The sequence below is a fragment of the Paenibacillus dendritiformis genome (genome assembly GCF_015845845.1).
In the GTDB taxonomy this organism is placed as follows: domain Bacteria; phylum Bacillota; class Bacilli; order Paenibacillales; family Paenibacillaceae; genus Paenibacillus_B; species Paenibacillus_B dendritiformis_C.
Genome location: NZ_LDIG01000254.1, coordinates 1 through 22,951 on the forward strand (window position 1 = coordinate 1; position 22,951 = coordinate 22,951).

23 protein-coding genes and 1 riboswitch are annotated in these 22,951 nt (G+C 57.2%); of the genes, 22 read left to right on the forward strand and 1 reads right to left on the reverse strand.

Annotation, left to right across the window (positions count from 1 at the left end; all coding sequences use genetic code 11):
• Positions 1–207 precede the first annotated feature (207 nt).
• The 11 genes from yabN to ABD76_RS25270 all read left to right on the forward strand — a co-directional run bounded on the left by yabN (position 208) and on the right by ABD76_RS25270 (position 7,418).
• Positions 208–1,713, forward strand: a complete 1,506-nt coding sequence (yabN, locus tag ABD76_RS25220; RefSeq protein ID WP_197259737.1) for a bifunctional methyltransferase/pyrophosphohydrolase YabN — start codon at positions 208–210, stop codon at positions 1,711–1,713.
• Between the two features lie 197 nt (positions 1,714–1,910).
• The gene (locus ABD76_RS25225; RefSeq protein ID WP_006679526.1) at positions 1,911–2,183 is read left to right on the forward strand and encodes an HU family DNA-binding protein; all 273 of its coding nucleotides are present in this window, start codon (positions 1,911–1,913) and stop codon (positions 2,181–2,183) included.
• Positions 2,183–2,461, forward strand: a complete 279-nt coding sequence (locus ABD76_RS25230) for an RNA-binding S4 domain-containing protein (RefSeq protein WP_197259738.1) — start codon at positions 2,183–2,185, stop codon at positions 2,459–2,461. Before ABD76_RS25225 ends, ABD76_RS25230 begins: the two co-directional genes overlap by 1 nt.
• A gap of 202 nt (positions 2,462–2,663) precedes the next feature.
• Positions 2,664–2,707: riboswitch (PreQ1 riboswitch) on the forward strand.
• Between the two features lie 218 nt (positions 2,708–2,925).
• Positions 2,926–3,603 carry a 7-cyano-7-deazaguanine synthase QueC gene (queC, locus tag ABD76_RS25235; protein WP_197259759.1) on the forward strand — a complete coding sequence of 226 codons (678 nt, stop codon included), beginning with the start codon at positions 2,926–2,928 and terminating at the stop codon, positions 3,601–3,603.
• A complete protein-coding gene (gene queD / locus ABD76_RS25240; RefSeq protein WP_197259739.1) occupies positions 3,600–4,088 on the forward strand; it encodes a 6-carboxytetrahydropterin synthase QueD in 489 nt (162 codons plus the stop codon). Before queC ends, queD begins: the two co-directional genes overlap by 4 nt.
• The gene (queE, locus tag ABD76_RS25245) at positions 4,085–4,810 is read left to right on the forward strand and encodes a 7-carboxy-7-deazaguanine synthase QueE (RefSeq protein WP_197259740.1); all 726 of its coding nucleotides are present in this window, start codon (positions 4,085–4,087) and stop codon (positions 4,808–4,810) included. The genes queD and queE overlap by 4 nt, the downstream gene beginning before the upstream one ends.
• 110 nt (positions 4,811–4,920) lie before the next feature.
• Positions 4,921–5,412 (forward strand): preQ(1) synthase, encoded by a 492-nt coding sequence (gene queF / locus ABD76_RS25250; RefSeq protein ID WP_006679531.1) that lies wholly within the window; start codon positions 4,921–4,923, stop codon positions 5,410–5,412.
• 124 nt (positions 5,413–5,536) lie between these two features.
• Positions 5,537–5,824, forward strand: a complete 288-nt coding sequence (yabP, locus tag ABD76_RS25255; RefSeq protein WP_006679532.1) for a sporulation protein YabP — start codon at positions 5,537–5,539, stop codon at positions 5,822–5,824.
• Entirely contained in the window at positions 5,821–6,465 is a 645-nt protein-coding gene (gene yabQ / locus ABD76_RS25260; RefSeq protein WP_197259741.1) for a spore cortex biosynthesis protein YabQ, read from the forward strand. Before yabP ends, yabQ begins: the two co-directional genes overlap by 4 nt.
• Before the next feature lie 44 nt (positions 6,466–6,509).
• Entirely contained in the window at positions 6,510–6,830 is a 321-nt protein-coding gene (locus tag ABD76_RS25265) for an FtsB family cell division protein (protein WP_242069807.1), read from the forward strand.
• Positions 6,831–6,956: 126 nt separating this feature from the next.
• The gene (locus ABD76_RS25270; RefSeq protein ID WP_168182871.1) at positions 6,957–7,418 is read left to right on the forward strand and encodes a S1 domain-containing RNA-binding protein; all 462 of its coding nucleotides are present in this window, start codon (positions 6,957–6,959) and stop codon (positions 7,416–7,418) included.
• Between the two features lie 256 nt (positions 7,419–7,674).
• On the opposite strand, the gene ABD76_RS30290 is transcribed toward ABD76_RS25270, so the two are convergent.
• Complete coding sequence (locus ABD76_RS30290; protein ID WP_275100867.1) at positions 7,675–7,809, reverse strand: hypothetical protein; 135 nt, start codon at positions 7,807–7,809, stop codon at positions 7,675–7,677.
• A 551-nt stretch (positions 7,810–8,360) separates the two neighbouring features.
• Between ABD76_RS30290 and spoIIE the strand changes: the two genes are divergently transcribed.
• The 11 genes from spoIIE (at position 8,361) to hslO (ending at position 22,814) form a co-directional block, all read left to right on the forward strand.
• On the forward strand, positions 8,361–10,865 hold the full coding sequence (gene spoIIE, locus ABD76_RS25275; RefSeq protein ID WP_197259742.1) for a stage II sporulation protein E: 2,505 nt from the start codon (positions 8,361–8,363) through the stop codon (positions 10,863–10,865).
• A 202-nt stretch (positions 10,866–11,067) separates the two neighbouring features.
• Entirely contained in the window at positions 11,068–11,832 is a 765-nt protein-coding gene (locus ABD76_RS25280) for a vWA domain-containing protein (RefSeq protein WP_197259743.1), read from the forward strand.
• On the forward strand, positions 11,816–12,835 hold the full coding sequence (locus tag ABD76_RS25285) for a protein kinase domain-containing protein (protein ID WP_338125196.1): 1,020 nt from the start codon (positions 11,816–11,818) through the stop codon (positions 12,833–12,835). The genes ABD76_RS25280 and ABD76_RS25285 overlap by 17 nt, the downstream gene beginning before the upstream one ends.
• 153 nt (positions 12,836–12,988) lie before the next feature.
• Positions 12,989–14,605, forward strand: coding sequence for a tRNA lysidine(34) synthetase TilS (gene tilS, locus ABD76_RS25290; protein ID WP_197259744.1), 1,617 nt, complete (start codon positions 12,989–12,991; stop codon positions 14,603–14,605).
• 47 nt (positions 14,606–14,652) lie between these two features.
• The gene (gene hpt / locus ABD76_RS25295; protein ID WP_197259745.1) at positions 14,653–15,201 is read left to right on the forward strand and encodes a hypoxanthine phosphoribosyltransferase; all 549 of its coding nucleotides are present in this window, start codon (positions 14,653–14,655) and stop codon (positions 15,199–15,201) included.
• Positions 15,202–15,290: 89 nt separating this feature from the next.
• Positions 15,291–17,414, forward strand: coding sequence for an ATP-dependent zinc metalloprotease FtsH (gene ftsH, locus ABD76_RS25300; RefSeq protein WP_197259746.1), 2,124 nt, complete (start codon positions 15,291–15,293; stop codon positions 17,412–17,414).
• A gap of 160 nt (positions 17,415–17,574) precedes the next feature.
• On the forward strand, positions 17,575–18,513 hold the full coding sequence (nadA, locus tag ABD76_RS25305) for a quinolinate synthase NadA (protein WP_197259762.1): 939 nt from the start codon (positions 17,575–17,577) through the stop codon (positions 18,511–18,513).
• Between the two features lie 70 nt (positions 18,514–18,583).
• Entirely contained in the window at positions 18,584–20,209 is a 1,626-nt protein-coding gene (gene nadB, locus ABD76_RS25310) for an L-aspartate oxidase (RefSeq protein ID WP_197259747.1), read from the forward strand.
• Between the two features lie 10 nt (positions 20,210–20,219).
• The gene (nadC, locus tag ABD76_RS25315; protein ID WP_197259763.1) at positions 20,220–21,065 is read left to right on the forward strand and encodes a carboxylating nicotinate-nucleotide diphosphorylase; all 846 of its coding nucleotides are present in this window, start codon (positions 20,220–20,222) and stop codon (positions 21,063–21,065) included.
• A 3-nt stretch (positions 21,066–21,068) separates the two neighbouring features.
• The gene (locus ABD76_RS25320; protein WP_197259748.1) at positions 21,069–21,842 is read left to right on the forward strand and encodes a type III pantothenate kinase; all 774 of its coding nucleotides are present in this window, start codon (positions 21,069–21,071) and stop codon (positions 21,840–21,842) included.
• Between the two features lie 51 nt (positions 21,843–21,893).
• The gene (hslO, locus tag ABD76_RS25325) at positions 21,894–22,814 is read left to right on the forward strand and encodes an Hsp33 family molecular chaperone HslO (RefSeq protein WP_275100868.1); all 921 of its coding nucleotides are present in this window, start codon (positions 21,894–21,896) and stop codon (positions 22,812–22,814) included.
• Positions 22,815–22,951 lie beyond the last annotated feature (137 nt).

A 22,951-nucleotide genomic window follows, 5' to 3' on the forward strand; every position in this document is an offset into this window, starting at 1 on the left:
CTGCTCGCGGTCGCCGGCGGCGTACCGCTCGGCGCGCTTATCTTCGCCGGGCTGGCCCTGCGGCTCGGCCTGGTGCGGCCGCAGGAGCTGGCCGCCCTGCCTCGCATCGGGCCGGCGCTCGTCCGGATCGCGGCCAAGATCGCGCCGCGGAACAGATAACGGACGGTTCTTCCCCGGGGAGAACCGCGACACGAAGGAGGCATTCCCATGTCAGGAACAATCACGGTCGTCGGGCTCGGCTCCGGCGACGCCGGACAGCTGTCGCTGGACGCATGGAACCGGCTCCGCCGGGCGGAGCGGCTGTATGTGCGCACGGAGCGCCATCCGGTGATGTCGCTGCTGCAGGACGAAGGGACGGCGTACCGTTCATTCGACGAGGTATACGAAGCGAAGGACGATTTCCCGGCGGTGTACGAGGAGATTACCCGGACGTTAATCGGGGCGGCGCAGGATGGCGGTTCGGTCGTCTACGCCGTGCCGGGCCATCCGATGGTGGCGGAGGCCACCGTGAAGCTGCTGGCCGAACGCTGCCCGGCCGAGGGCATCCGGCTGGAGATCCGGGGCGGCGAGAGCTTCCTCGATCAAGCCTTCATCCGGCTCGGCTTCGACCCGATCGAAGGATTCCAGCTGCTGGATGCGAGCGGACTGAAGCGATACATGCTCAATCCCCGGTTGCACACCGTTATCGGACAAGTGTATGATACGTTTACGGCTTCCGAAGTGAAGTTGGGCTTGATGGAAGTATACCCGGACGATTACGAGGTCATCGCCGCTCATGCGCTCGGCGTCGAGGGGCAGGAGGAGATCCGCCGCGTGCCGTTGTACGAGCTGGATCGGCTGGAGGGCTACGGGAACCTGTCGCTCATCTACGTGCCGCGCTCGGAGGCGGACGAGGTGCTGAACGGCACGTTCGACAAGCTGCACGAGATCGTGGCGACGCTGCGCAGTCCCGAAGGCTGTCCCTGGGATCGGGAACAGACGCATCAGTCGATTCGCAAAAACTTCATCGAAGAGACCTATGAGGTGCTGGAAACGATCGACGATGACGATCCCGTCGGCATGCAGGAGGAACTGGGCGACGTGCTGCTCCAGATTATGCTGCATGCCCAGATGGAGGAAGAGACGGGGACCTTCTCGGCATATGATGTCATTCGGGGCCTGAACGAGAAGCTCATCTTCCGCCATCCTCACGTGTTCGGGGACAAGGCGGCCGCCGATTCGGAATCGGCGCTCCGCAATTGGGAGCAGATGAAGGCCGAGGAGAAGCGGCGCAAGGGACGCGACGCGGAACGGAAGTCCGTCTTGGACGGGGTGCCGCGCGATTTGCCGGCGTTGATGAAGGCCCGGGAGCTGCAGCATAAAGCGGCGAAGGTCGGCTTCGACTGGGATCGGATCGAGGATGTACTTGACAAACTGGCCGAAGAATTGCAAGAATTGCGAGAGGCGATCAGATTGGCAGAGACGGCGAACGGCGGGGACAAGCACCGCGCGCATGCCGTAGAGGAGCTGGGAGACGTGCTGTTCGCGGCAGTAAATGCGGCAAGATTTCTGGGAGCCGACCCGGAAGAAGCGTTGACGGGGACGAACCGCAAATTTATTCGCCGTTTTCAATATATTGAGGAACAGCTTCGTATAAACGGCAAATCTTTTGACCAGACTGATTTACTAGAAATGGAGAAGTGGTGGCAGGAAGCGAAGCTGCTGAAGCCTTGACCGGAGCGGTCGGCGGCCTGATAACCCTATTTTTCGTCAAAATATGAAAAAGTGCCGTAACCGGGGAGGATTTTACTCGCAAAGCAAGAATACATACATGCGAGAATACAACATAGATTGTATTTTGCGACTCCGGCATCAGCCCGCGAGCCAACACACTCTATTGAATGACTAATAGGATTGGGAGGCCAATAAACATGAACAAAACAGATTTGATCAACAACATCTCGGAGAAAAGCGGATTGACCAAAAAAGACGTAGAAGCGGTATTGAACGGCTTCTTCGGCGAAGTTACAGACGCCTTGTCCAAAGGCGACAAAGTGCAACTGATTGGATTCGGCACATTCGAGACTCGCAAGCGCGCTGGCCGTACGGGCCGCAACCCGCAAACGGGCAACACCATCGAAATTCCGGAATCGACAGTTCCGGCATTCAAAGCGGGCAACAAGCTTAAAGAAGCTGTAAAATAATGCGTCTCGACAAGTTCCTGAAGGTTTCGCGGCTCATTAAGCGGCGCACCGTAGCCAAAGATGTGTCCGAACAGGGACGCGTCATGTTGAACGGCCGCGAGGCGAAGCCGAGCACGGCCGTCAAGGTGGGTGACGAGATTACGGTTCAGTTCGGGCAGAAGCTCGTCACCGTCCGTATCGAGCGTCTCCAGGAGACGACGAAGAAGGAAGAAGCAGCGGGCATGTACACGCTGCTGAAGGAAGAGCCTATTCCGCGATCGCAGGATCTGGAATGGTAATCGCCAAGAATCCATCAAGAACGGCCCTTTCCCGACAACGGGGGAGGGCCGTTCTTGTGCTTCCCGGGAGGCGAGCGCTGCCCCGCGGCAGGGGCATCAGGCGGGTTCGGGCGCGAATCGCAGAGGGAAAATAAGCCTTTGAATCTCTTCCCCCCGTTTCCTATAATAGACGTATAACCAAATACATTCCGCCGGATTCCCGGCGGGAGAGGTTCGCAATCTCCCTCTATAAAAAACTAAGGCTGACAGCATCCGCATGGGTATGGCTTTTCCTTGGTGTTGTCTTTTTTTGTGCTTATGGAGGCGGGGGAAAGCGGCGCAGGCCGGATCGCCCCTGCTTCGAATGGACCGATGCACATGCCTTCGTCTTGTTCTGTAGAGGAATAAGAAGGGATGGACACAGAATGAATGATGCAAAGAACCGTAAGGAAGCTGCCGCAGATCGGGCGGCGGGCGCAGACGTCATGGGCCAGCCGCAGGAGAAGGCGGTCGTCGTCTTCAGCGGCGGGCAGGACAGCACGACCTGCCTGTTCTGGGCCCTGGAGCGATTCGATGCCGTCGAGACGGTGACGTTCGACTACGGACAGCGCCACCGCAGCGAGCTGGAGCATGCGAAGCGGATCGCAGCCAAGCTGCAGGTGCCGAATCGCGTGCTCGACATGACGCTGCTCAATCAACTGGCGCCGAACGCGCTCACCCGGGCCGATATCGACATTGCCCAGGAGGAGGGCGGACTGCCCAACACGTTCGTCGAGGGGCGCAATCTGCTCTTCTTCTCGTTTGCCGCGATCTACGCGAAGCAGATCGGCGCCCGGCATATCGTGACGGGCGTCTGCGAGACCGACTTCAGCGGCTATCCCGATTGCCGGGACGTCTTTGTCAAATCGCTGAACGTCACGCTCAATCTGGCAATGGACTACGGCTTCGTCCTTCATACGCCGCTCATGTGGCTGAACAAGGCCGAGACTTGGCGTCTGGCAGACGAGCTGGGGGCATTCGACTTCGTGCGCGCGGAGACCGTGACCTGCTATAACGGGCTCCCGGGCGACGGCTGCGGCGAATGCCCGTCCTGCAAGCTGCGGCGGGCCGGGCTGGAGAGCTATCTCGCGGAGAGAGCGCAGAAGGCGGGGGCCGGAGCATGAACAGGCCGGGCCCGTTCCGCATCGTCGAGAAGCTGCAGCAATACGGAACCGATATAACCCGCGAGTCGCTGCGCTACCATAAGCGCCGCGTGCTCGTCAGCAAGGAATTCACCTTCGATGCGGCGCATCATCTGCACGCTTACGAAGGCAAATGCAAAAATTTGCACGGCCATACGTACAAGGCCGTGTTCGGCCTGAGCGGCTATCCGGACGACATTGGCATCGCGCTTGATTTCGGAGACATCAAGGAAATTTGGAAGGAGCGAATCGAGCCGTATCTCGATCACCGCTATTTGAATGAGACGCTCCCCCCGATGAACACGACTGCGGAGAATATGGTCGTCTGGCTGTATGAGCAGATGAGCGCCGCGTTGGCGGAGGAGCCGTACCGCTCCCGCTGCGAAGGCGGGCGGGTCGAGTTCGTCCGTCTCTACGAGACGCCGACAAGCTATGCCGAGGCGAGACGGGAGTGGATGGAGCGATGACAATACCGGTGCTCGAACTGTTCGGGCCGACCGTCCAGGGCGAAGGCATGCTGGTCGGCCGGAAGACGATGTTCGTCCGGACGGCCGGCTGCGACTACCGCTGCTCCTGGTGCGATTCCGCCTTCACGTGGGACGGATCGGCGAAGGAGGAGATTCGCAGCCTGACGGCGGAAGACATCCTGCGGGAGCTGAACGCGCTCGCCGCCGGCCGCTTCGATCATGTCACGATCTCGGGCGGCAATCCCGCCCTGATTCCCGGCATCGGCGAGCTTGTGCGCCTGCTGGGAGAGCACGGCATTCGCACCGCGGTGGAGACGCAGGGCTCGCGGTGGCAGGATTGGCTGCTGGACATCGATGACGTCACGCTCTCGCCGAAGCCGCCCAGCTCCGGCATGAACACCGATGAAGCGCGGCTCGATCAGATTGTGAGCCGGCTGCGGGATCGCGCGGACCGGAGGGGGCTGTGCTTGAAGATCGTCGTCTTCGACGAACGGGATCTTGCGTATGCTATTCACATGCATGAGCGTTACCCGGACATTCCGTTCGTCCTCCAGACGGGGAATGACGATGTGCGGAGCTCGGATGACCGCGAGCTGATCCGGAAGCTGCTCGGCCGGTATGAATGGCTGATCGATCAGGTCGCGGCCGATCCGCGCCTAAACCGGGTGTGGGTGCTGCCGCAGCTCCACACGCTCGTATGGGGCAACAAACGCGGCGTATAACAAACAGGCAGGCCTGTCGTCAGGCCGTTCGCTCAGTATTCGCCCCGGCGCCGAGCCGGGACGCTTATGAATGAGGCACGAATAACCGATAAAGAAGGGGAGGCAATCACATGGCAGGCAGGAACGAAGCCGAATTGCAGTTGAAGCATCTCGGAGGGAAGACGGAATACGCGACCGACTACGCGCCTCATGTACTGGAGGCGTTCGACAATAAGCATCCGAACCGCGATTATTTCGTCAAATTCAACTGTCCGGAGTTCACCAGTCTCTGTCCGATGACGGGGCAGCCGGACTTCGCGACGATGTATATCAGCTATATTCCGGACCGGAAGTGCGTCGAGAGCAAGTCGCTGAAGCTCTATATGTTCAGCTTCCGCAATCATGGCGACTTCCACGAGGATTGCGTCAATATCATTATGAATGATCTGATCGGGCTGCTCGATCCGAAATATATTGAAGTATGGGGCAAGTTCACGCCGCGCGGCGGCATTTCTATCGATCCGTACTGCAATTACGGCCGTCCCGGCACAAAATACGAAGAGATGGCGGCTTATCGCCTGATGAATCATGATTTGTACCCGGAAACGGTCGATAACCGGTAATAGAGGTTGATCAAAAAGTCTGTTTTGATCACGCACTGATAGAGAAATATTGGAAGAGTGGCCGCGTTGAAGTTCTATTCCGGCATTCCCTTCATAAGCTAGTGTTGAGAAGGAGGTACATGCCATGATGGAATTGAACAAGCCAACGGCCAAGCGCCAGGAGATTAAAATGGTCAACCGCAAGCTGCTGGAGATTAGCGGGGTAAGCAAAGTGGAAAGCTTCGACAGCGAGGAGTTCCTGCTTGATACCGAGTGCGGATTTCTGACCATACGCGGCCACAATCTTCATATCAAAAACTTGAGCCTTGAACAAGGACAAGTCGCCATTGAAGGCACGGTCAACTCCCTGACCTACCTGGATGCGAGCTCGCACGATAAATCCAAAGGCTTCTTCGGGAAGTTATTCAAGTGAGTCTATACGTACAATGGACGACCATGCTGCTCATGATGCTGAGCGGCTTGGCGCTGGGCATCGTATTTGACGGCTACCGCGTCGTAGCGGGACAATTCCGTTTCCCTCGGTGGACGGTTCCGCTGCTGGATTTGCTGTATTGGCTGGCTGCGACGCTGTTCGTGTTTCAGATGCTCGTGAAGGGCAATCAGGGAGAGCTTCGATTTTACGTCTTTCTTGGCCTGGCCGCCGGGGCGTGGTTGTATGTCATCCTTCTCAGCAAGGTCACGGTCGCGATCGTGACGTGGCTCGTGCGGGCCACATTGGCAATCTCCCGGTTCATCCGCCGGTGCCTGTATGTTGTGCTCGTGCTGCCAGTCAAGGGCTTATGGATCTTTACAAAAGGTCTAGGCGCGTTTTTGCTGTCGGCGTCTATGTTCATCGGAAAAATTGTGCTACAATGTGTTAAGCCGCTATGGTTGCTGGTCCGATGGATTTTCCGGCCGCTCGTCCTCCCGATTTGGGAACGGCTGGGCATGACGGAACGGCTTTGCCGGATCAAGGAGAAGGTATTTTCTGGTATGCGTCGAATGAATCAATGGGTGGCAGCGGGAAGAGCGAAGGCGGCTCGTCTGCTGCGCCTGTTTCATCATAAGAAGTAACGGGTAATACTTTATCTGACTCTATCGAAAATGGGGGTGTGCGTATGTCTGCGTCCCGGACACCGGACCGTACTCGTGAGAACAAAATGGCGGGAGCCAAGCGAAGATTGCGATTGTGGATGGGTTTTATGGTGGTGTTTGCGGGGTGGGGCTTGTATACGTACATCGACCAGGCTGCTACCATTGAAGGGCTCAAAGCCGATTACAAGGTTCAGGAGAAGAAGAAGCAGGATGCCGAACTGACGAGGAACGAGGTTCAGCAGGAAGTCGATCGTCTAAATACGACGGAATATATTCTCCAGATGGCGAGAAGTCAAGGGATGCTGCTTCCGGACGAAGTCCTTATCCGCAAGCACGAGGAATAGGCGCCATATCGGGACAACCGTCGGTTGACCACTTTGTGCGGTTACAGTATAATCACGACATAAGCATTGCTTTCGGTAACGAAGCGGTGTGCCGTTTAACATTTTAAGGGAGGAACATTTTATTCTATGACAATCGAAGTGGGCACCAAGTTACAAGGCAAGGTGACAGGCATTACGCATTTTGGGGCGTTCGTTGATCTGTCGGGAGGTGTCACGGGACTGGTTCACATCTCTGAAATTGCCGATAACTATGTCAAGGACGTGAATGACCATTTGAAGATTGACGATATCGTCACGGTCAAAGTAATTAACGTCGACAAGGACGGCAAGATTGGCTTGTCTATCAAGCAGACAGTGGATAAGCCAGCATCGGAGCAGAGACCGCCAAGAGGACCTCGTCAAGACCGTCCGAGAGACGGGGGAGGAAGAGGCGGCTTTGGTAACCGCGACCGGGGTGGCCGCAAGCCTAATTTCGCTTCTTTTGAGGATAAAATGTCGCGCTTCCTTAAAGACAGTGAAGAGCGCATCTCGTCTTTGAAAAAGAACACGGAATCCAAGCGCGGAGGCCGTGGCGCACGCCGCATGTAATAGATGACCAAGTTAACGAAGCCGCAGACCGGGAACCCGGTGTTGCGGCTTTTTTGCTTCTTGGCTTTGTTGGCTGCGGGTCGGTTTGTTCGGTTTAGGGTGTGCTGATGGGGGCAATCCTGCAAATCTGCAGCATTTCCCTTCGTTTCGTGGCCTGTAAGCTAGAATTGATGCAAATATACATCATTTTGCCCCTCTTGATGGGATCTAGGGCTGAAATGGAAGAAATTGATGCATTCTTGCAGGATTCCAATTTTCAACAATAGCCTTCAATCGGATTCCTGCAAATCTGCAGCAATTCGGACAGGCGGAACAGGTCACGGCCTCTTCCCGGCCAATCGGCCAGCGCGGAACGCTGATTCGGGCTGACTTCGACACCGGGCATCCGCACTGGCTGCAGACCTGCCGCCCGAACCCTCACATCAGCACCCGTACTGGCTGCAGTCCAACCGCCCGAACCCTCACATCAGCATCCGCACTGGCTGCAGTCCACCCCCCCGAATGCCGCGCCAGTTCCCACAATGGCTTCAAATCCTCCCGCTGGATCCGCACCCTTCACACCGGTTTCCGCGCCTCAATCCGCCCCCTCAGTCTCCACATTGTGACGGAATGGCAGATTCATCGCATTCATTTTTCCATCGCCACTATTTTTGTCAACCGTACGAAGGGTTACGACATGTTCTTACGCTATTCCGTATCCTTTCCCCCTATTTCCGAACGGCGGGCAAGTCCAGAACTGCAAAAAAATGACAACCGATTGCTTGACCTCATGCCGGCTTACACGGGACGAACCCTTGCGCGCACAGGCTTGTCCGTTTTCTCGCGCCCGGCTCAACTGGTGTCGGAAATTTTTTTGGACAGGACTCCTTTTTCTGACAAACTATTTCCAGATCGTTCTCTATAATGAGAGGCACACATTTCAGAGAATAGGTGGTGCTTGGCATGAGTAAGACAAAGGTGATTCCGTTTCCGAAGAAAGGCTGGCAGAGCGGGGGGCAAGGAGAGGGCGAATGGGGCCTCCCTCATAACAAATGGCGGCTGGAACGATTCAAGCGGGTGCTTGGCACGCGGAAATGGACCTTCATGTTTGTGCTTATCGGGTTTCTGCTGGGACGGGCCATGATCTTGAATGAGCTGTTTCCGTTCGCCGCCGCGTTTTTCGCGGTCGTCTATTTTACGCGGCGTGAGCTGGCAACCTGGGTAGGGACGGCGCTGCTGGCCGGAAGCTTGTTCGCGCCGGAGCAGATCTCGCTCATGATGGGCATGCAGCTGCTGCTTATCGTCCTAATGCACCGCGGCTTGAAAGCGTATGAGCGAACCGATATGAACATGGCACCAATTATCGTGTTCGCCGCCACGCTGCTCGTCAAGCTGTTCGTGACCTTCATGTCGACGGCCCTGACCTGGTACGCCCTCGTGATGGATATGACGGATGCCGTGCTCGGTCTCGTCCTCACGCTCGTGTTTATACAAGCATTGCCGGTTCTGACGATGAGTAAACGCAATTATACGCTGCGGGTGGAGGAAATGATCTGCTTGATGATTCTTCTGGCCTCCATTATGACCGGGGCCGTAGGCTGGACCGTCCAATCGCTGCAGCTCGATCACATCATTTCCCGCTATTTCGTGCTGCTGTTCGCCCTGGTCGGCGGAGCCCCGCTTGGCGCGTCGGTCGGCGTCGTGCTCGGCTTGATTCTCGGCTTGGCCGAGCCGAACTCGCTGACGCAGATGAGCGTGCTTGCGTTTGCCGGCTTGCTCGCCGGACTGCTGAAGGACGGCAAGCGCTGGGCGGTTTCCTTCGGCATGCTGCTCGGGACGGCCATTCTGTCCGTCTATCTCGGGCCTCCTACGGAGGTGATGGCATCGACCTGGGAGACGATCGCCGCCGCGGCGCTATTTCTGCTCACTCCTAAATCGATATGCGCCACCCTGGCCAAATATGTGCCGGGAACGAACGAGCATACGAAATCGCAGCATGAATACGCGAAGCGGATGCGCGATTTGACGGCGGAACGGGTCACCCAGTTCTCGGAGGTGTTCCGGCAGCTATCGAGCAGCTTCAAGCAGACCGCCCATACCGGCGAACCTCCGACAGCGGAAGTGGAGCGCAGCCGAATGATCGAGGCGGTGACGGCCTCCACCTGTCTCGGCTGCCCGCGGCAGCAGGCCTGCTGGAACCATAAGCCGCTCCAGACGATGACGATGATGAATCAGATGACGAGCAGGATCGAACAGGATACCGATATTGTCTCCTACAAGGAGAAGCAGCTGCCCCAGACGTGGAGGAGCCACTGCATGAAGGCGCCGAAGGTGCTCGCCCTGATGAGAGAGCACATGATACGGCGGGCGTTGGACGAGCATTGGCAGAAGCAGATTTTGGACAGCCGCCATTTCGTTGCCGATCAGTTGGCCGGCGTCTCCCGGGTAATGGATGATCTGGCCCGGGAGATTCGGCGCGAAGGGCGCGAGCTGTTTATGCAGGAGGAACAGATTCGGCAAGCGATGGAGGATCTTGGGCTGTCCGTGCACCGCGTCGATATTTTATCGCTGGATCCCGGGCGGATCGAGATTGAGATGATTCATTCCTTCACCGACGGCTATGACGAGTGCCGCAAGCTCATTGCGCCGCTGCTGTCGGATATATTGGGCGAGCATATCGCCGTCAGAGAGGAGAGGTTAACGGGAACCGATGGGCACGGCATGGTCACCTTCGTCTCGGCGAAGGCATTCGAGGTGGAGACCGGCATGGCCGGAGCCGCCAAAGGAGGGGATATGCTGTCGGGAGACAGCTTCAGCGCGCTGGAGCTCGGCAGCGGGAAGTATGCGGTCGCCTTGAGCGACGGGATGGGCAACGGCGAGCGGGCCCGCATGGAGAGCAGCACGGCCCTGAACCTTCTGTCCCAATTCCTCCAATCAGGAATTGACGAAAAGCTGGCGATCCAGTCCGTCAATTCAGTGCTGACGCTGCGTTCGCCGGACGAGATCTACGCGACGGTCGATATGGCAATCATCGATCTGTACTCCGCCAAGACGACGTTCATGAAGAGCGGCTCCACGCCCAGCTTCATCAAGAGCGGCAAGGACGTCCGCTTAGTATCCGGCAGCAACTTGCCGATAGGTATTATACAGGATATCGATTTCGAGCTGATTGATTCCGCTTTGCAGCCGGGAGATATATTGATCATGATGACGGATGGCATTTTCGATGCCCCCGGTCCGGCAGTCAATAAGGAGATGTGGATGAAGCGGCTGATCAGCGAGCTGGAGACGGACGATCCGCAGGAGATTGCCGATCTTCTCCTGGAGACGGTCATCCGTCATGCCAGCGGTCATATCGATGACGACATGACCGTCGTCGTGACGCGCGTTGCCCGCCATCAGCCGCAATGGGCAACGCTGCACTGGAATGGGCATGACCGTATGGAGCGGCCGCTGACGGTCAGCTAATCTCTCGGCCGCGGCTTCTGACTTTCCGCCTCCCGTATGGCCGGCGGGGGTGTAAACTCTCTTTTCCTTGGAAATACTAGAAGAGGTAGTTCAAAAAGTCCGCATCGCTTCGGGTTCTTGCGACCTTCTTGGCGCTGAAAACCGGCCTTTTTGAACTCGCACTCGTGCTAGATTCGGTGAAGAGAGGATGTGCGGAAGCGAAATGAAGCAAATTCTATTAATAACCGATGGCTGCTCCAATGTGGGCGTTCAGCCTGCCGTGGCTGCTGCAGAAGCTCGGGAGCGGGGCATCTCGGTTAACGTTGTCGGCATTGTGGATTATGGAACGATAGGTGAGCTTGGAGCGCGGGAGATCGACGAGATTGCCCGTGCCGGAGGAGGGATAAGCCGCATTGTCCAGTCGCACCAGTTGTCGCAGACGGTGCAGATGATGACGCGCAAGACGGTAGTGCAGACGATTCATCAGGCCGTGAACAAGGAACTGCGTCAAATATTCGGAGCCGAGCAGAACGTCGAATTCGAGACCCTTCCGCCGGAGCAGCGATCGGAAGTGGTGCGCGTCATGGACGAGCTGAGCGAAAATTCGCCGCTGCGTGTCGCCCTGCTCATCGATGCGAGCGCGAGCATGAAGCCGAAGCTCCCGGCAGTAGAGGAGGCGATACGCGATCTGATGCTGAGCCTGCAAGCCAGAGCGGGCAAAAGCGAGTTGAGCGTGTTCCATTTCCCGGGACCTTACGGCGGAGAAGAGGCCGTGCTGGATATGGAATGGACCGACGATCTCAGCCGCGCGAAGCGTTTGTTCCAGCGGTTGAATATGCGGGGAACGACCCCGACGGGACCTGCCCTCTTGAAAGTGATCGACTATTATCAATATGATGGAGGCAAGGCGAGTCAGGAACGCGACCTGACGTCGCACGCCTCAGATGGAACAGGAACGGATGGGATGTGGAGTGACTACATCGTGTAACATGGAGAACGAACAGCATCATGCGCAGGCAGCGGCGCTTCGCGTTGAAGCGGGAACCGTGCTGCAGGGAGTATGGAACGGGCGCGTCTACCGAATTGAGCGACGGCTTGGCCGCGGGGCGAACGGAGTCGTGTATTTGGTGACTCATCTGCCGCCTGCAGGGCAGCCGCGCGGAGGACAGACCGCTGCCTATGCGCTGAAGATGGGAATGAACTCCGTCGATCTCCAGTCCGAGATTAACGCGCTGCGGACATGGGAGAAGGGACGGCAAGCGGAGGCGGGGCGCACGGGCCGCCACCATGCCCGGCCATTTCTCGTCGATAGCGATGATTGCGATCTGCACGGCAAGCGCATCCCGTTCTATGTGATGAGGTATGTGCCTGGGGTGAGCCTTCGCAAATTCATTTATAAGCATGGGCCGGAATGGTATGGCGTCGCGGGAGGACGCTTGCTGGAAAAGCTCAGGCAGCTGCACCGGCAGGGGCTTGTCTTTGGCGATCTGAAGGCGGAGAATGTGCTTGTGAACGATAACGGAGAGGTTGAATTGATCGATTACGGCGGTCTGACCTCCACCGGGAAAAGCGTGAAGCAATTCACGGAATTGTATGATCGGGGATATTGGCATGCCGGATCGCGCACCGCCGATTTCCGGTATGATCTGTTCTCGTTCGCGGTCATGACGATTCAGATGATGGCCGAGCGGGAGCTTCGGGAACGGATCAAGACAACACTTCCGCAGATGCGCGATATCAAGGATCTCCTCGAGATCGCCCGGACCCATCCCCGGGTGCAGCCATATGAGCCATGGCTGGCGCCGGCTTTGCGCGGGGACTTCGCTTCCCCGGAGGAAGCATGCCGTCTGTGGCATGAACGGACACGGAAGCTGCGTCGCTCCGGCAAACCGCTGAACCGCCCCACGCCGTTGTGGCTGAAGTGGTTTTTTGCCGTGTCTGTGCTGCTTTTTGCGGCGAGCATCGCTTTTTGGGCATGGGGTTTCGATTAACGGGACATATTGTGTTATATTGAATTTATACATATATCTTTATGAGGTTCATCACGCAGGCCTCCTCTTCATACATAACGAATTCTGTGCTTGGACAGGGCATGTCCGGGAAGAGGTGCCAGCGGCAGCAGCACATAATGGAAGGAATCGGGGATGGACATGACGGCATCGGGCAGGCATGCGGGCAATGACAGCGAATATGCGTGGCGGCAATGGACGGAGAAGCTGCGGGACACCGTAGAGCGGCACCGGCTGTGGAACGACGGCGACCGCATCGTGATCGCGGTCTCGGGAGGACCGGACTCCATGCTGCTGCTGCATGCCATCGCTGCCCTGACCGGACATCGTCCGGGAAGCGAACGGGTAATCATCGCCCATGTGCACCATGGTTTCCGTCCTCAGGAGTCGGACGAAGAAGCGCGGTTCGTCGAGCGGGAAGCGGAGCGGCTCGGGGCAAGATTGGCGATGAAGCGAGTCGACGCTCCGGGCTGGGCGGCGGCCCATAAGATGAATGCGCAAGCGGCCGCGCGGCAGCTCCGCTATGACTTCCTGAAGGAAGTCGCCGCCCGTGAGCAGGCCTCGGTCATCGCATTGGCGCATCATGCCGATGATCAGGCCGAGACGGTACTGATGCGGCTGCTGCGCGGAACCGGCAGCACGGGACTGTCGGGAATGGCCTGGAAGCGGGAGGCGGACGGCTTCTCCTTCGTCCGGCCGCTGCTGGGCGTCCGCAAGGCGGAATTGCTGGAGTGGTGCCGTTTGCGAGGCATCGCCTACGTGACGGACAGCAGCAATGCGAAGACCGATTACTTGCGCAACCGGGTCCGGATGGACGTGATGCCGCGGCTGGAGCAGGAGAACCCGGGCCTGGTCGCTTCCCTGTGCCGCACGGCCGATGTGCTGCGGGAAGAGAACGATTGGATGGAGGAACAGGCGCGGCAGTTGTTTCAACGCGTGGCGAGGACGGTAAAGGATGGAGAAGACGTTCCGCTGAAATCGTTGTCGCCGGACGGCGTCGTTCTCGATCGGACGGCGCTTGTTCAGGCACATGTCGCTTTACAACGCAGGTTGATTAAACTAATATTAAACTATCTCACGCGGGAAGCGGATCAAGCTGATTTCGACACGGTTGAGGCGCTGCGGAATGCGGCGATCCGGGAACACCCATCCACCTGGAAGACGGATGCGGCCCCCGGAGTCGAATTCCGGAGAGAATACGACCGCCTGCTGTGGCTGCGCCAACCCATCGGTCAAGAGAAGAACGGGCCGGATGTACTGGATATGACGATTGATCGTACATATGAATCGGGCAGTCTCCCGATACCGTCGAATGGCAGTAGGCTGCACTGGATTATAGAGTCCGTAAGGAGCTCTTCCATTGCCCAGGAAGCGGCGCATCACGCCGCATTCGGAATAACGCGGGTTCCCTCGGGACAGGCGGAGGCGCTGTTCGATGCGGAGCAATTGTGTTGGCCGTTGCGTGTCCGATATCGCCGCGACGGCGATCGAATGCGTATTTTAGGGTTAAATGGCAGCAAAAAGGTGCAAGATATGTTCGTCGATGCCAAAATCGCGCCCTCGCTTCGCGGCACCGTCCCTGTCGTGACGGATGCCAAGGGGCAGATCTTGTGGGTGCCGGGCTTGCGGCGTTCGGATGCCGCGCTGGTCGGGCCCTCTACAGACCGTGTCCTCCGGCTGGAGCTGGAAGGCGGTGCGCATATTCCGGCACGGCAGCGATCTTGCTCCGCCCAACCTGACCGCATGATGTAATCACGTTCATGTAAGTTTTCAGTATTTACTCTAGGAGGGGCCCATCATTGTATAACGACATTGAAAAGGTAATTATCAGCGAGGAGCAAATTCAGGCGAAGGTCCAGGAGCTGGGTGCTCAGATTAGCCGCGAGTATGAAGGAAAATGCCCGCTGGTCATCTGTGTCCTGAAAGGCGCATTCGTCTTCATGGCTGATCTGGTCAAGCGAATTACCGTACCTATGGAATTGGACTTCATGGCGGTATCCAGCTATGGAGCTTCCACGAAGTCTTCCGGTGTCGTCCGGATTATCAAAGATTTGGATGTATCCGTAGAAGGCCGGGATGTGCTCATTGTTGAAGACATTATAGATACCGGCTTGACGCTAAGCTACCTGATTGAGGTGCTTCAAGGCCGCAAGGCGAATTCGATTCGCCTCGTGACGCTGTTCGATAAGCCGGCGCGCCGCACCGTTAATCTGGAAGCGGACTACAAAGGATTCGTGCTTCCCGACGAATTCATCGTCGGCTATGGCTTGGATTATGCCGAACGTTACCGCAACCTTCCATATATAGGCGTGTTGAAGCCAACGATCTACTCGAATGAAGCCAAATAAGACACACGCCTTACACGCTTGCTGGTCAAGTTGTGATGGCATTACGTGCTATGATACAATAACTTCGTGTCCTTGAGAGGAGGTTGGGGATGAATCGGTTCATCAAGAATTCTGGTTTTTATCTGATTCTTTTTTTGGTCGTGGTAGGATTTGTCCAGTTCATCGGCAACGGCAATGAAGCCACGGACACACCGAGTTATGACCAGTTCCGCAAAGAGCTTTCGGCTAACAATATACAAGAAATGACGGTTCAGTATGAAGGTCGGGCTTATTTGGTCATCGGTAAATATAACAAGATTCCAGAAGGGGCGAAATCCCAGCAGTTCGTAACGTATATTCCGGATAGCAATCCGGCCGTCGAAGAGATAATGAACGCAGGGGACAATCAGCAGTCACTGAAGATTAATTGGAAAAAGATGGAGGAGCAAAGCCTCTGGCTGACGTTTCTGACGTCGATTATTCCATTTATCATTATGTTCATCCTGTTCTTCTTCTTCTTTAACCAAGCGCAGGGCGGCGGCGGCAAGGTAATGAACTTCGGCAAGAGCCGCGCACGCTTGTATAATGAAGAGAAGAAACGCGTCACCTTTGAAGATGTCGCGGGTGCGGATGAAGAGAAGCAGGAGCTGGTAGAGGTTGTCGAGTTCCTGAAGGATCCGCGCAAGTTCGCAGCTCTTGGCGCCCGCATTCCGAAGGGCGTGCTGCTGAACGGCCCTCCGGGTACCGGTAAGACATTGCTGGCCCGTGCCGTGGCAGGGGAAGCAGGCGTTCCATTCTTCAGCATCTCCGGTTCCGACTTCGTGGAAATGTTCGTCGGTGTCGGCGCATCCCGAGTCCGCGACCTGTTCGAGAATGCGAAGAAGAATGCGCCATGTATCATTTTCATTGACGAGATCGATGCTGTCGGCCGTCAACGGGGCGCCGGTCTGGGCGGCGGCCATGACGAAAGGGAGCAGACGCTCAACCAGTTGCTGGTCGAGATGGATGGCTTCGGCGCCAACGAAGGCATCATCATTATCGCAGCGACAAACCGTCCGGATATTCTGGACCCGGCATTGCTCCGTCCTGGACGCTTTGACCGCCAGATTACGGTCGATCGCCCGGATGTGAAGGGCCGCGAGGCGGTGCTGAAGGTGCATGCCCGCAATAAGCCGTTGAATAAAAACGTGAACCTCGATACGATCGCCAAGCGGACGACCGGCTTCACCGGCGCCGATTTGGAGAACTTGCTGAACGAAGCGGCGCTTCTGGCAGCCCGCAAAAACCATAAAGACATTACGATGACAGACGTTGACGAGGCGATTGACCGCGTCATCGTCGGAACGGAGAAGCGCAGCCGCATGATCAGCGATCGCGAGAAGCGGATTGTTGCTTTCCATGAAGCCGGACATACGGTGATCGGTTATTTCCTGGAGCATGCGGATATGGTCCACAAGGTGACGATCATTCCGCGCGGCCGGGCCGGCGGTTACGTCATCATGCTGCCGAAGGAAGACCGCATGCTGGTGACGAAGCAGGAATTGCTGGACAAAGTCACGGGATTGCTCGGGGGCCGTGTCGCCGAAGAATTGTTCATCGGCGAGATTGGCACTGGCGCATACAGCGACTTCCAGCAGGCGACCCGCATCGTGCGCAGCATGATTATGGAATACGGCATGAGCGAGAAGCTTGGGCCGATGCAGTTCGGCAATCGTCAAGGAGAAGTGTTCCTGGGCCGCGACCTCGGTCACGAGCAGAACTATTCCGATGCGATTGCCTATGAGATCGACCAAGAGATGCAGCGCATCATGAATGAATGCTATGAGCGCGCGAAGAAGCTCTTGACCGAGCGCTCTCGCGAGGTGAGCTTGATCGCGAATACGCTTCTTGAGGTCGAGACCTTGGAGCTGGAGCAGATCAAACAGCTTATCGAGAATGGCAAGCTGAGCGAAGGAACACCTGCATCGACGGACGCGCCGGAAGCCGGCACGCCGGTTATCGAGACGACGGGCGATGTGAAGGTGAATCTGGTAGGCAAGCCGGAGAAGCTTGGGCCGACGCAATGGGATGGTTCGCCGTCCGGTCAGCCGACAGGCGATATTCCGAACGAATCTTCTCCTGCTGACATTCGCGGTGACTCCGCCGAGCAGCCGAAGGCGGAACCGACATCCGAGGAGCCGGAGGCGCCTGCGGACAAGGATGAGCCGCCGCATGACAAGAAAGACGAACAATAACCGCAATTACATGGGCCGCCCTCCGGGCGTTTGCAAGAGCGTACCTTCCGGTACGCTCTTTTTTACGGGAAACTGGGCCTGAATTCCGAATTGACACAGCGGGTCGGGGTGTGTAAATTATAGGTTAACGACAAGGCCAAGGAGTGGATGGAGGGTGACATTGGAAGCACTGGCGTTGGCACGGAAGGAAGAGCAGAAGCAGGAGCTCCGTGAACGGTTGATGCAGTTGAAGAAAGAGCGCAACGCCATCATATTAGCTCATTATTATCAACGAGATGAGATTCAGGAAGTCGCCGATTTCAGGGGAGATTCCTTTCTGCTGGCGCAGAAGGCCGCAGAGACCGACGCAGACGTTATCGTCTTTTGCGGTGTCCACTTCATGGGGGAGAGCGCCAAAATATTGGCTCCAAACAAAACGGTCATTATCCCCGATGAGCGGGCAGGCTGCCCGATGGCCGACATGGCCAATGTCGACGGGCTACGGAAGCTGAAGGCGGAGCATCCGAATGCCAAAGTCGTTACCTATATCAATTCCTCCGCGGAGATTAAGGCGGAAACCGATATTTGCTGTACTTCCTCCAATGCGGTGAAGGTCATCGCTTCGCTGGATGCGGAGGAGATCATCTGGGTTCCCGACAAGAACCTGGGCCATTATGTAGAGCAGCAGACCGGCCGATCCCTGATCAAATGGGAAGGCTATTGCAATACGCATGATATGCTGACCGTGAAGGATGTCATGGAGATGAAGGCGAAGTATCCGGGCGCGCCGTTCGTCGTGCATCCGGAATGCCGCCCGGAAGTCGTGGCCATGGGCGATTTCGTCGGCAGCACGACCGCCATTATCGATTATTGCAAACGGTCGGATGCGACCGATATTATTGTAGGGACGGAGGACGGGACCGGGTATCAGCTCCGGAAGGACAGCCCGGAGAAGCGATTCCACTTCGCGACGAAGTATCTCGTCTGTCCGAATATGAAGGTAAATAATCTCAAAAAACTCGTGAAATGCCTCGAAACGATGCAGCCGCAGATTTATGTGCCGCCGCAGGTTGCCGAGAAAGCACGGTTATCTTTGGAGCGCATGTTACAGGTCAAGTAGAGTAGCATGCGCTACTCTTCTGTTCAAATACAGCAAAGCATAAGATTCCATCTATGAGGTTGTGAAGACAATGGCGAATCGAATTCCCCGTTACTTGATAGACTTTGCACTCGAAGATATGGAGCATGTTCATACTGACGTCATTGTCATTGGCGCCGGTATTGCCGGTCTCTATACCGCTATCCAGGCAAGCCGGGAACAGCGGGTGCTGATGATAACGAAGAAGTCGCTGTTCGACAGCAATACGCGCTATGCGCAGGGCGGGATTGCGGCCGTGTTCGCGGACGATGATTCCCCGGCATACCACCGTCAGGATACATTGATTGCCGGGGCTGGCCTGTGCGACCCTGAGGCGGTCGATGTGCTTGTCCACGAAGGCCCTGACGGCGTCCAGGAGCTCATACGGATGGGCGCATCCTTCGATGAAGAGAACGGCGCCATTGCCTTGACGCGGGAAGGGGCGCACAGTCATCGCCGCATTCTGCATGCGAACGGCGACGCGACCGGATACGAGATTGTGCGCGCCTTGGCGGAGCGTATCCAGCAGTCGGAGCAGGTCACGATCTGGGACGATCATTTCGTTATCGATCTTGTTACCGATGAAGGCGAATGCTGCGGCGCGATTGTCCAGCGGGCGGACGGCAAGCGCGTGTTCGTCAGCGGCAAGGCTACGGTGATTTGCTCCGGCGGGACCGGGCAACTGTACCGCTATACGACGAACCCGGAGGTCGCTACGGGCGACGGGATCGCCATGGCATATCGCGCGGGAGCTTATATTCAGGATATGGAGTTCATTCAATTCCATCCAACCGTGCTCAGCTATCCGGGGGCGCCGCGTTTTCTGATCTCGGAGGCGGTGCGGGGCGAAGGCGCCTACCTGCGGAATATCCGGGGAGAGCGCTTCATGGAGAAATATCATCCTCAACTGGAGCTTGCACCCCGCGACGTGGTAGCCCGGGCGATCGTCAGCGAGATGGAAGCGACCAAATCGACCTTCGTCTACCTGGATATTACCCATGAGCCCGAGGAGATGATCAAGCATCGCTTTCCGACGATATACGATACCTGCCTGCAATACGGTCTGGATCTGACCAGCGACTGGATTCCGGTGTCGCCGGCTGCTCACTACATGATGGGCGGCATCAAGACGGATTTGTGGGGAGAGACCACTATCGGCCGCCTCTTCGCCTGCGGCGAAGTGTCCTCGACCGGCGTGCACGGGGCGAATCGTCTGGCCAGCAACTCCTTATCGGAAGCGATCGTGTACGGCAAGCGGATCGTGGAACGGATTGCCGCACTTGAACCGCGGGCAGAGGCCTGTCCCCATGCCTCATCTCAGCGGGATCATCATGAGCCCTGCATCCAGCCGATGGTGGAACGCCGGCTGAAGCTGCAGAAGGTGATGGTGCGTTATGTCGGGCTGCGCCGCCATGCGGACGGCCTGATGAAGGGTTTGGGAGAGTTGAAGCGCCAGGGGGCCGTCTTTGATATGAGGCTCTCGAAGCGGGAGGAATATGAATTCGCCAATATGCTAGTCTGCGCCATGCTGGTCGCCGAGTCCGCCTTGTGGCGGGAAGAGAGCCGCGGCGCTCATGCGCGGGAGGATTTCCCCGAGCGGGACGACGAGAGATGGTGCAAGCATACCCTGCTGCATCGTGAATATGGAATTACGGAGGAGCGAGTGAGCATTGTATAGCTTGGAGCGAATGGCGCTGCGCCGACAGTTGGAAGCGTGGCTGCAAGAAGATATAGGAACGGGCGACGTCACGACAGCCTACACCATTCCGGCCGGACACCAATCCCGCGGCATCATTCATGCGAAGGAAGACGGCATGATCACGGGACTTCCGGTCGCCGAAGCCGTGTTCGAGGTCGTGGATTCTTCATTGCGGTTCACGGCCAGGGTCGAAGACGGAGCCGTGGTTGCCCGCGGCACTGTCCTGGCGGAAGTAGAAGGCAGCACGCACAGCATTTTGAGCGGGGAACGGCTCGCCTTGAACCTGCTGCAGCGCCTGTCCGGGATTGCGACGAAGACGAACAAGTTCGTTCAAGCCATTGAGGGACTGAATACGAAGCTGGTCGATACGCGCAAGACGACCCCGGGCCACCGCGCACTGGAAAAATATGCGGTGCGGGTGGGCGGAGGGAGCAATCACCGCTTCGGCTTGTATGACACCGTCATGATCAAAGACAACCACATCAAGGGCGCAGGCGGGATCGAAGCGGCCGTAAGCCGGGCACGCGCCAACATTCCGTATACGATGAAGATTGAGGTCGAAGCGGAAGCGATAGAGCAGGTGAAGGAAGCGCTGCGGGCCGGGGCGGACATTATTATGCTCGACAATATGGATTTGGCACAGATGCGCGAGGCGGTCGCCCTCATCCGTGAAGCGGCGCCGCACGTTCTCATCGAAGCATCGGGAGGCGTCACCCTGGATACGATTCGGGACAAGGCGCTGACCGGCGTCGACGTCGTGTCTGTCGGCGCGTTGACCTATTCCTTTCATGCGTTGGATATCAGCCTCGACTTGAATGAGAAGAAAGAAGGTTAGGCCGTGATACTCGTTATCGATATAGGGAACACCAACATTGTCCTGGGCGTATACGAGGGAGACAAGCTGCTTCATAACTGGCGCTTGTCGACGAGCCGGCAGTCGACGACAGATGAATATGGCGTCATGATATACAATCTGTTCACGATGACCAAGCTGTCGGTTAAGGATATTGAAGGCGTCATTCTTTCTTCCGTTGTTCCGCCGATTATGCATACGATGGAGATGCTGTGCAGGAAGTATTTGAACAAGGCGCCGCTCATTGTTGGCCCCGGCGTCAAGACCGGTCTCAATATCCGCATCGAGAATCCGCGCGAGGTGGGGGCGGACCGGATCGTGAACGCGGTGGCGGCAATCGAATTGTATGGCGGTCTGAAGCCGCTTGTCGTCGTCGACTTCGGGACGGCGACGACATTCGATGTCATCGACGTCAAGGGCAACTATATCGGCGGCGCGATCGTGCCGGGCATCGGCGTCTCTACCGAAGCGCTGTATCAGCGGGCGGCGAAGCTGCCGCGGATTGAATTGACGAAGCCCAAGTCGGTGATTGGGCGCAATACGGTTCATTCCATGCAGGCCGGCATTATTTTCGGATACGCCGGACAGGTGGACGGCATCGTGGACCGTATAACGAACGAGCTTGGAGCCGAACCTACCGTTATCGCCACCGGCGGCATGGCTGAGCTTATTGCAAGCGAATCGCGGACGATTGATACGACGAACCCGTTGTTGACGCTGGAAGGTTTGCGCCTTATTTATAATCGGAACAAATTGTAACCCTTTGACGGCCTATCCCGTCGTAGAATAAGAACAGTACAGGAGGCTCCCATGAACGATATGTTAGGACAGCAACCCGAAGAGAGGGAGAATATGCAGGACATGCTGATTCGCGGAACCGGACTGGGCGGCAAGGTCCGCATCTTCGCGGTACGCACGACCGGGCTGGTCAATGAATTGCAGCGGCGCCATGGCACCTACCCGACGGCGACGGCTGCGCTTGGACGCACGGTTACCGCTGCCGCCATGATGGGCGCCATGCTGAAGGGCGATGAGAAATTGACCGTTCAGGTCAAGGGCGACGGACCTATCGGACAGATTGTCGCCGATGCGAACGCTCATGGCGAGGTGCGCGGCTATGTTACGCATCCGCAGGTGCATCTGGCCAGCAACGCCCAGGGCAAGCTGGACGTGGCCGGAGCGGTCGGACGCAGCGGCTTCATCCATGTCATCAAGGATCTTGGCCTGAAGGAGCCGTACTGCGGCAGCTCCCCGATCATCTCGGGAGAATTGGCCGAGGACTTCACCTATTACTTCGCAACCTCCGAGCAGACCCCGTCTGCCGTAGGCCTCGGGGTGCTGGTGGACGTCGACAATTCGGTCCTGCATGCGGGAGGCTTTATTGTACAATTGCTGCCTGGGCTGACCGAGGAACAGATCAATCAGATCGAGCATTCGCTCAGCGTGCTCCCTCCCGTGACCTCCCTGCTGGATCAAGGCATGGAGCTGGATGAGCTGGTGACCTGGATTATCAGTGACGCGAACGTAATGGAACGGATGCCGATCCGCTTCCAATGCCAATGCTCCCGGGAACGGGTGGAGCGGACATTGATTAGTGTAGGCAAGGGCGAATTGACCGCGATGATTGAAGAGGATGGCCAGGCGGAGGTCGTCTGTCATTTTTGCAACGAGAAGTACTCATTTGGAAGAGAAGAGCTGGAACAACTGCGTGAACAGGCGCAGCAAGCCTAGCCGGACAAGTCGCAATGGATGAGCACGAGCCGGAGGCGAGCCCGGCATCGATCGATGGGACCCGGATCGAGGTTCCGCATCCGAATCGGTCGATAGGGCGAGCCAGAGGTAGGAACGGCTAACACGGAAATACGGGA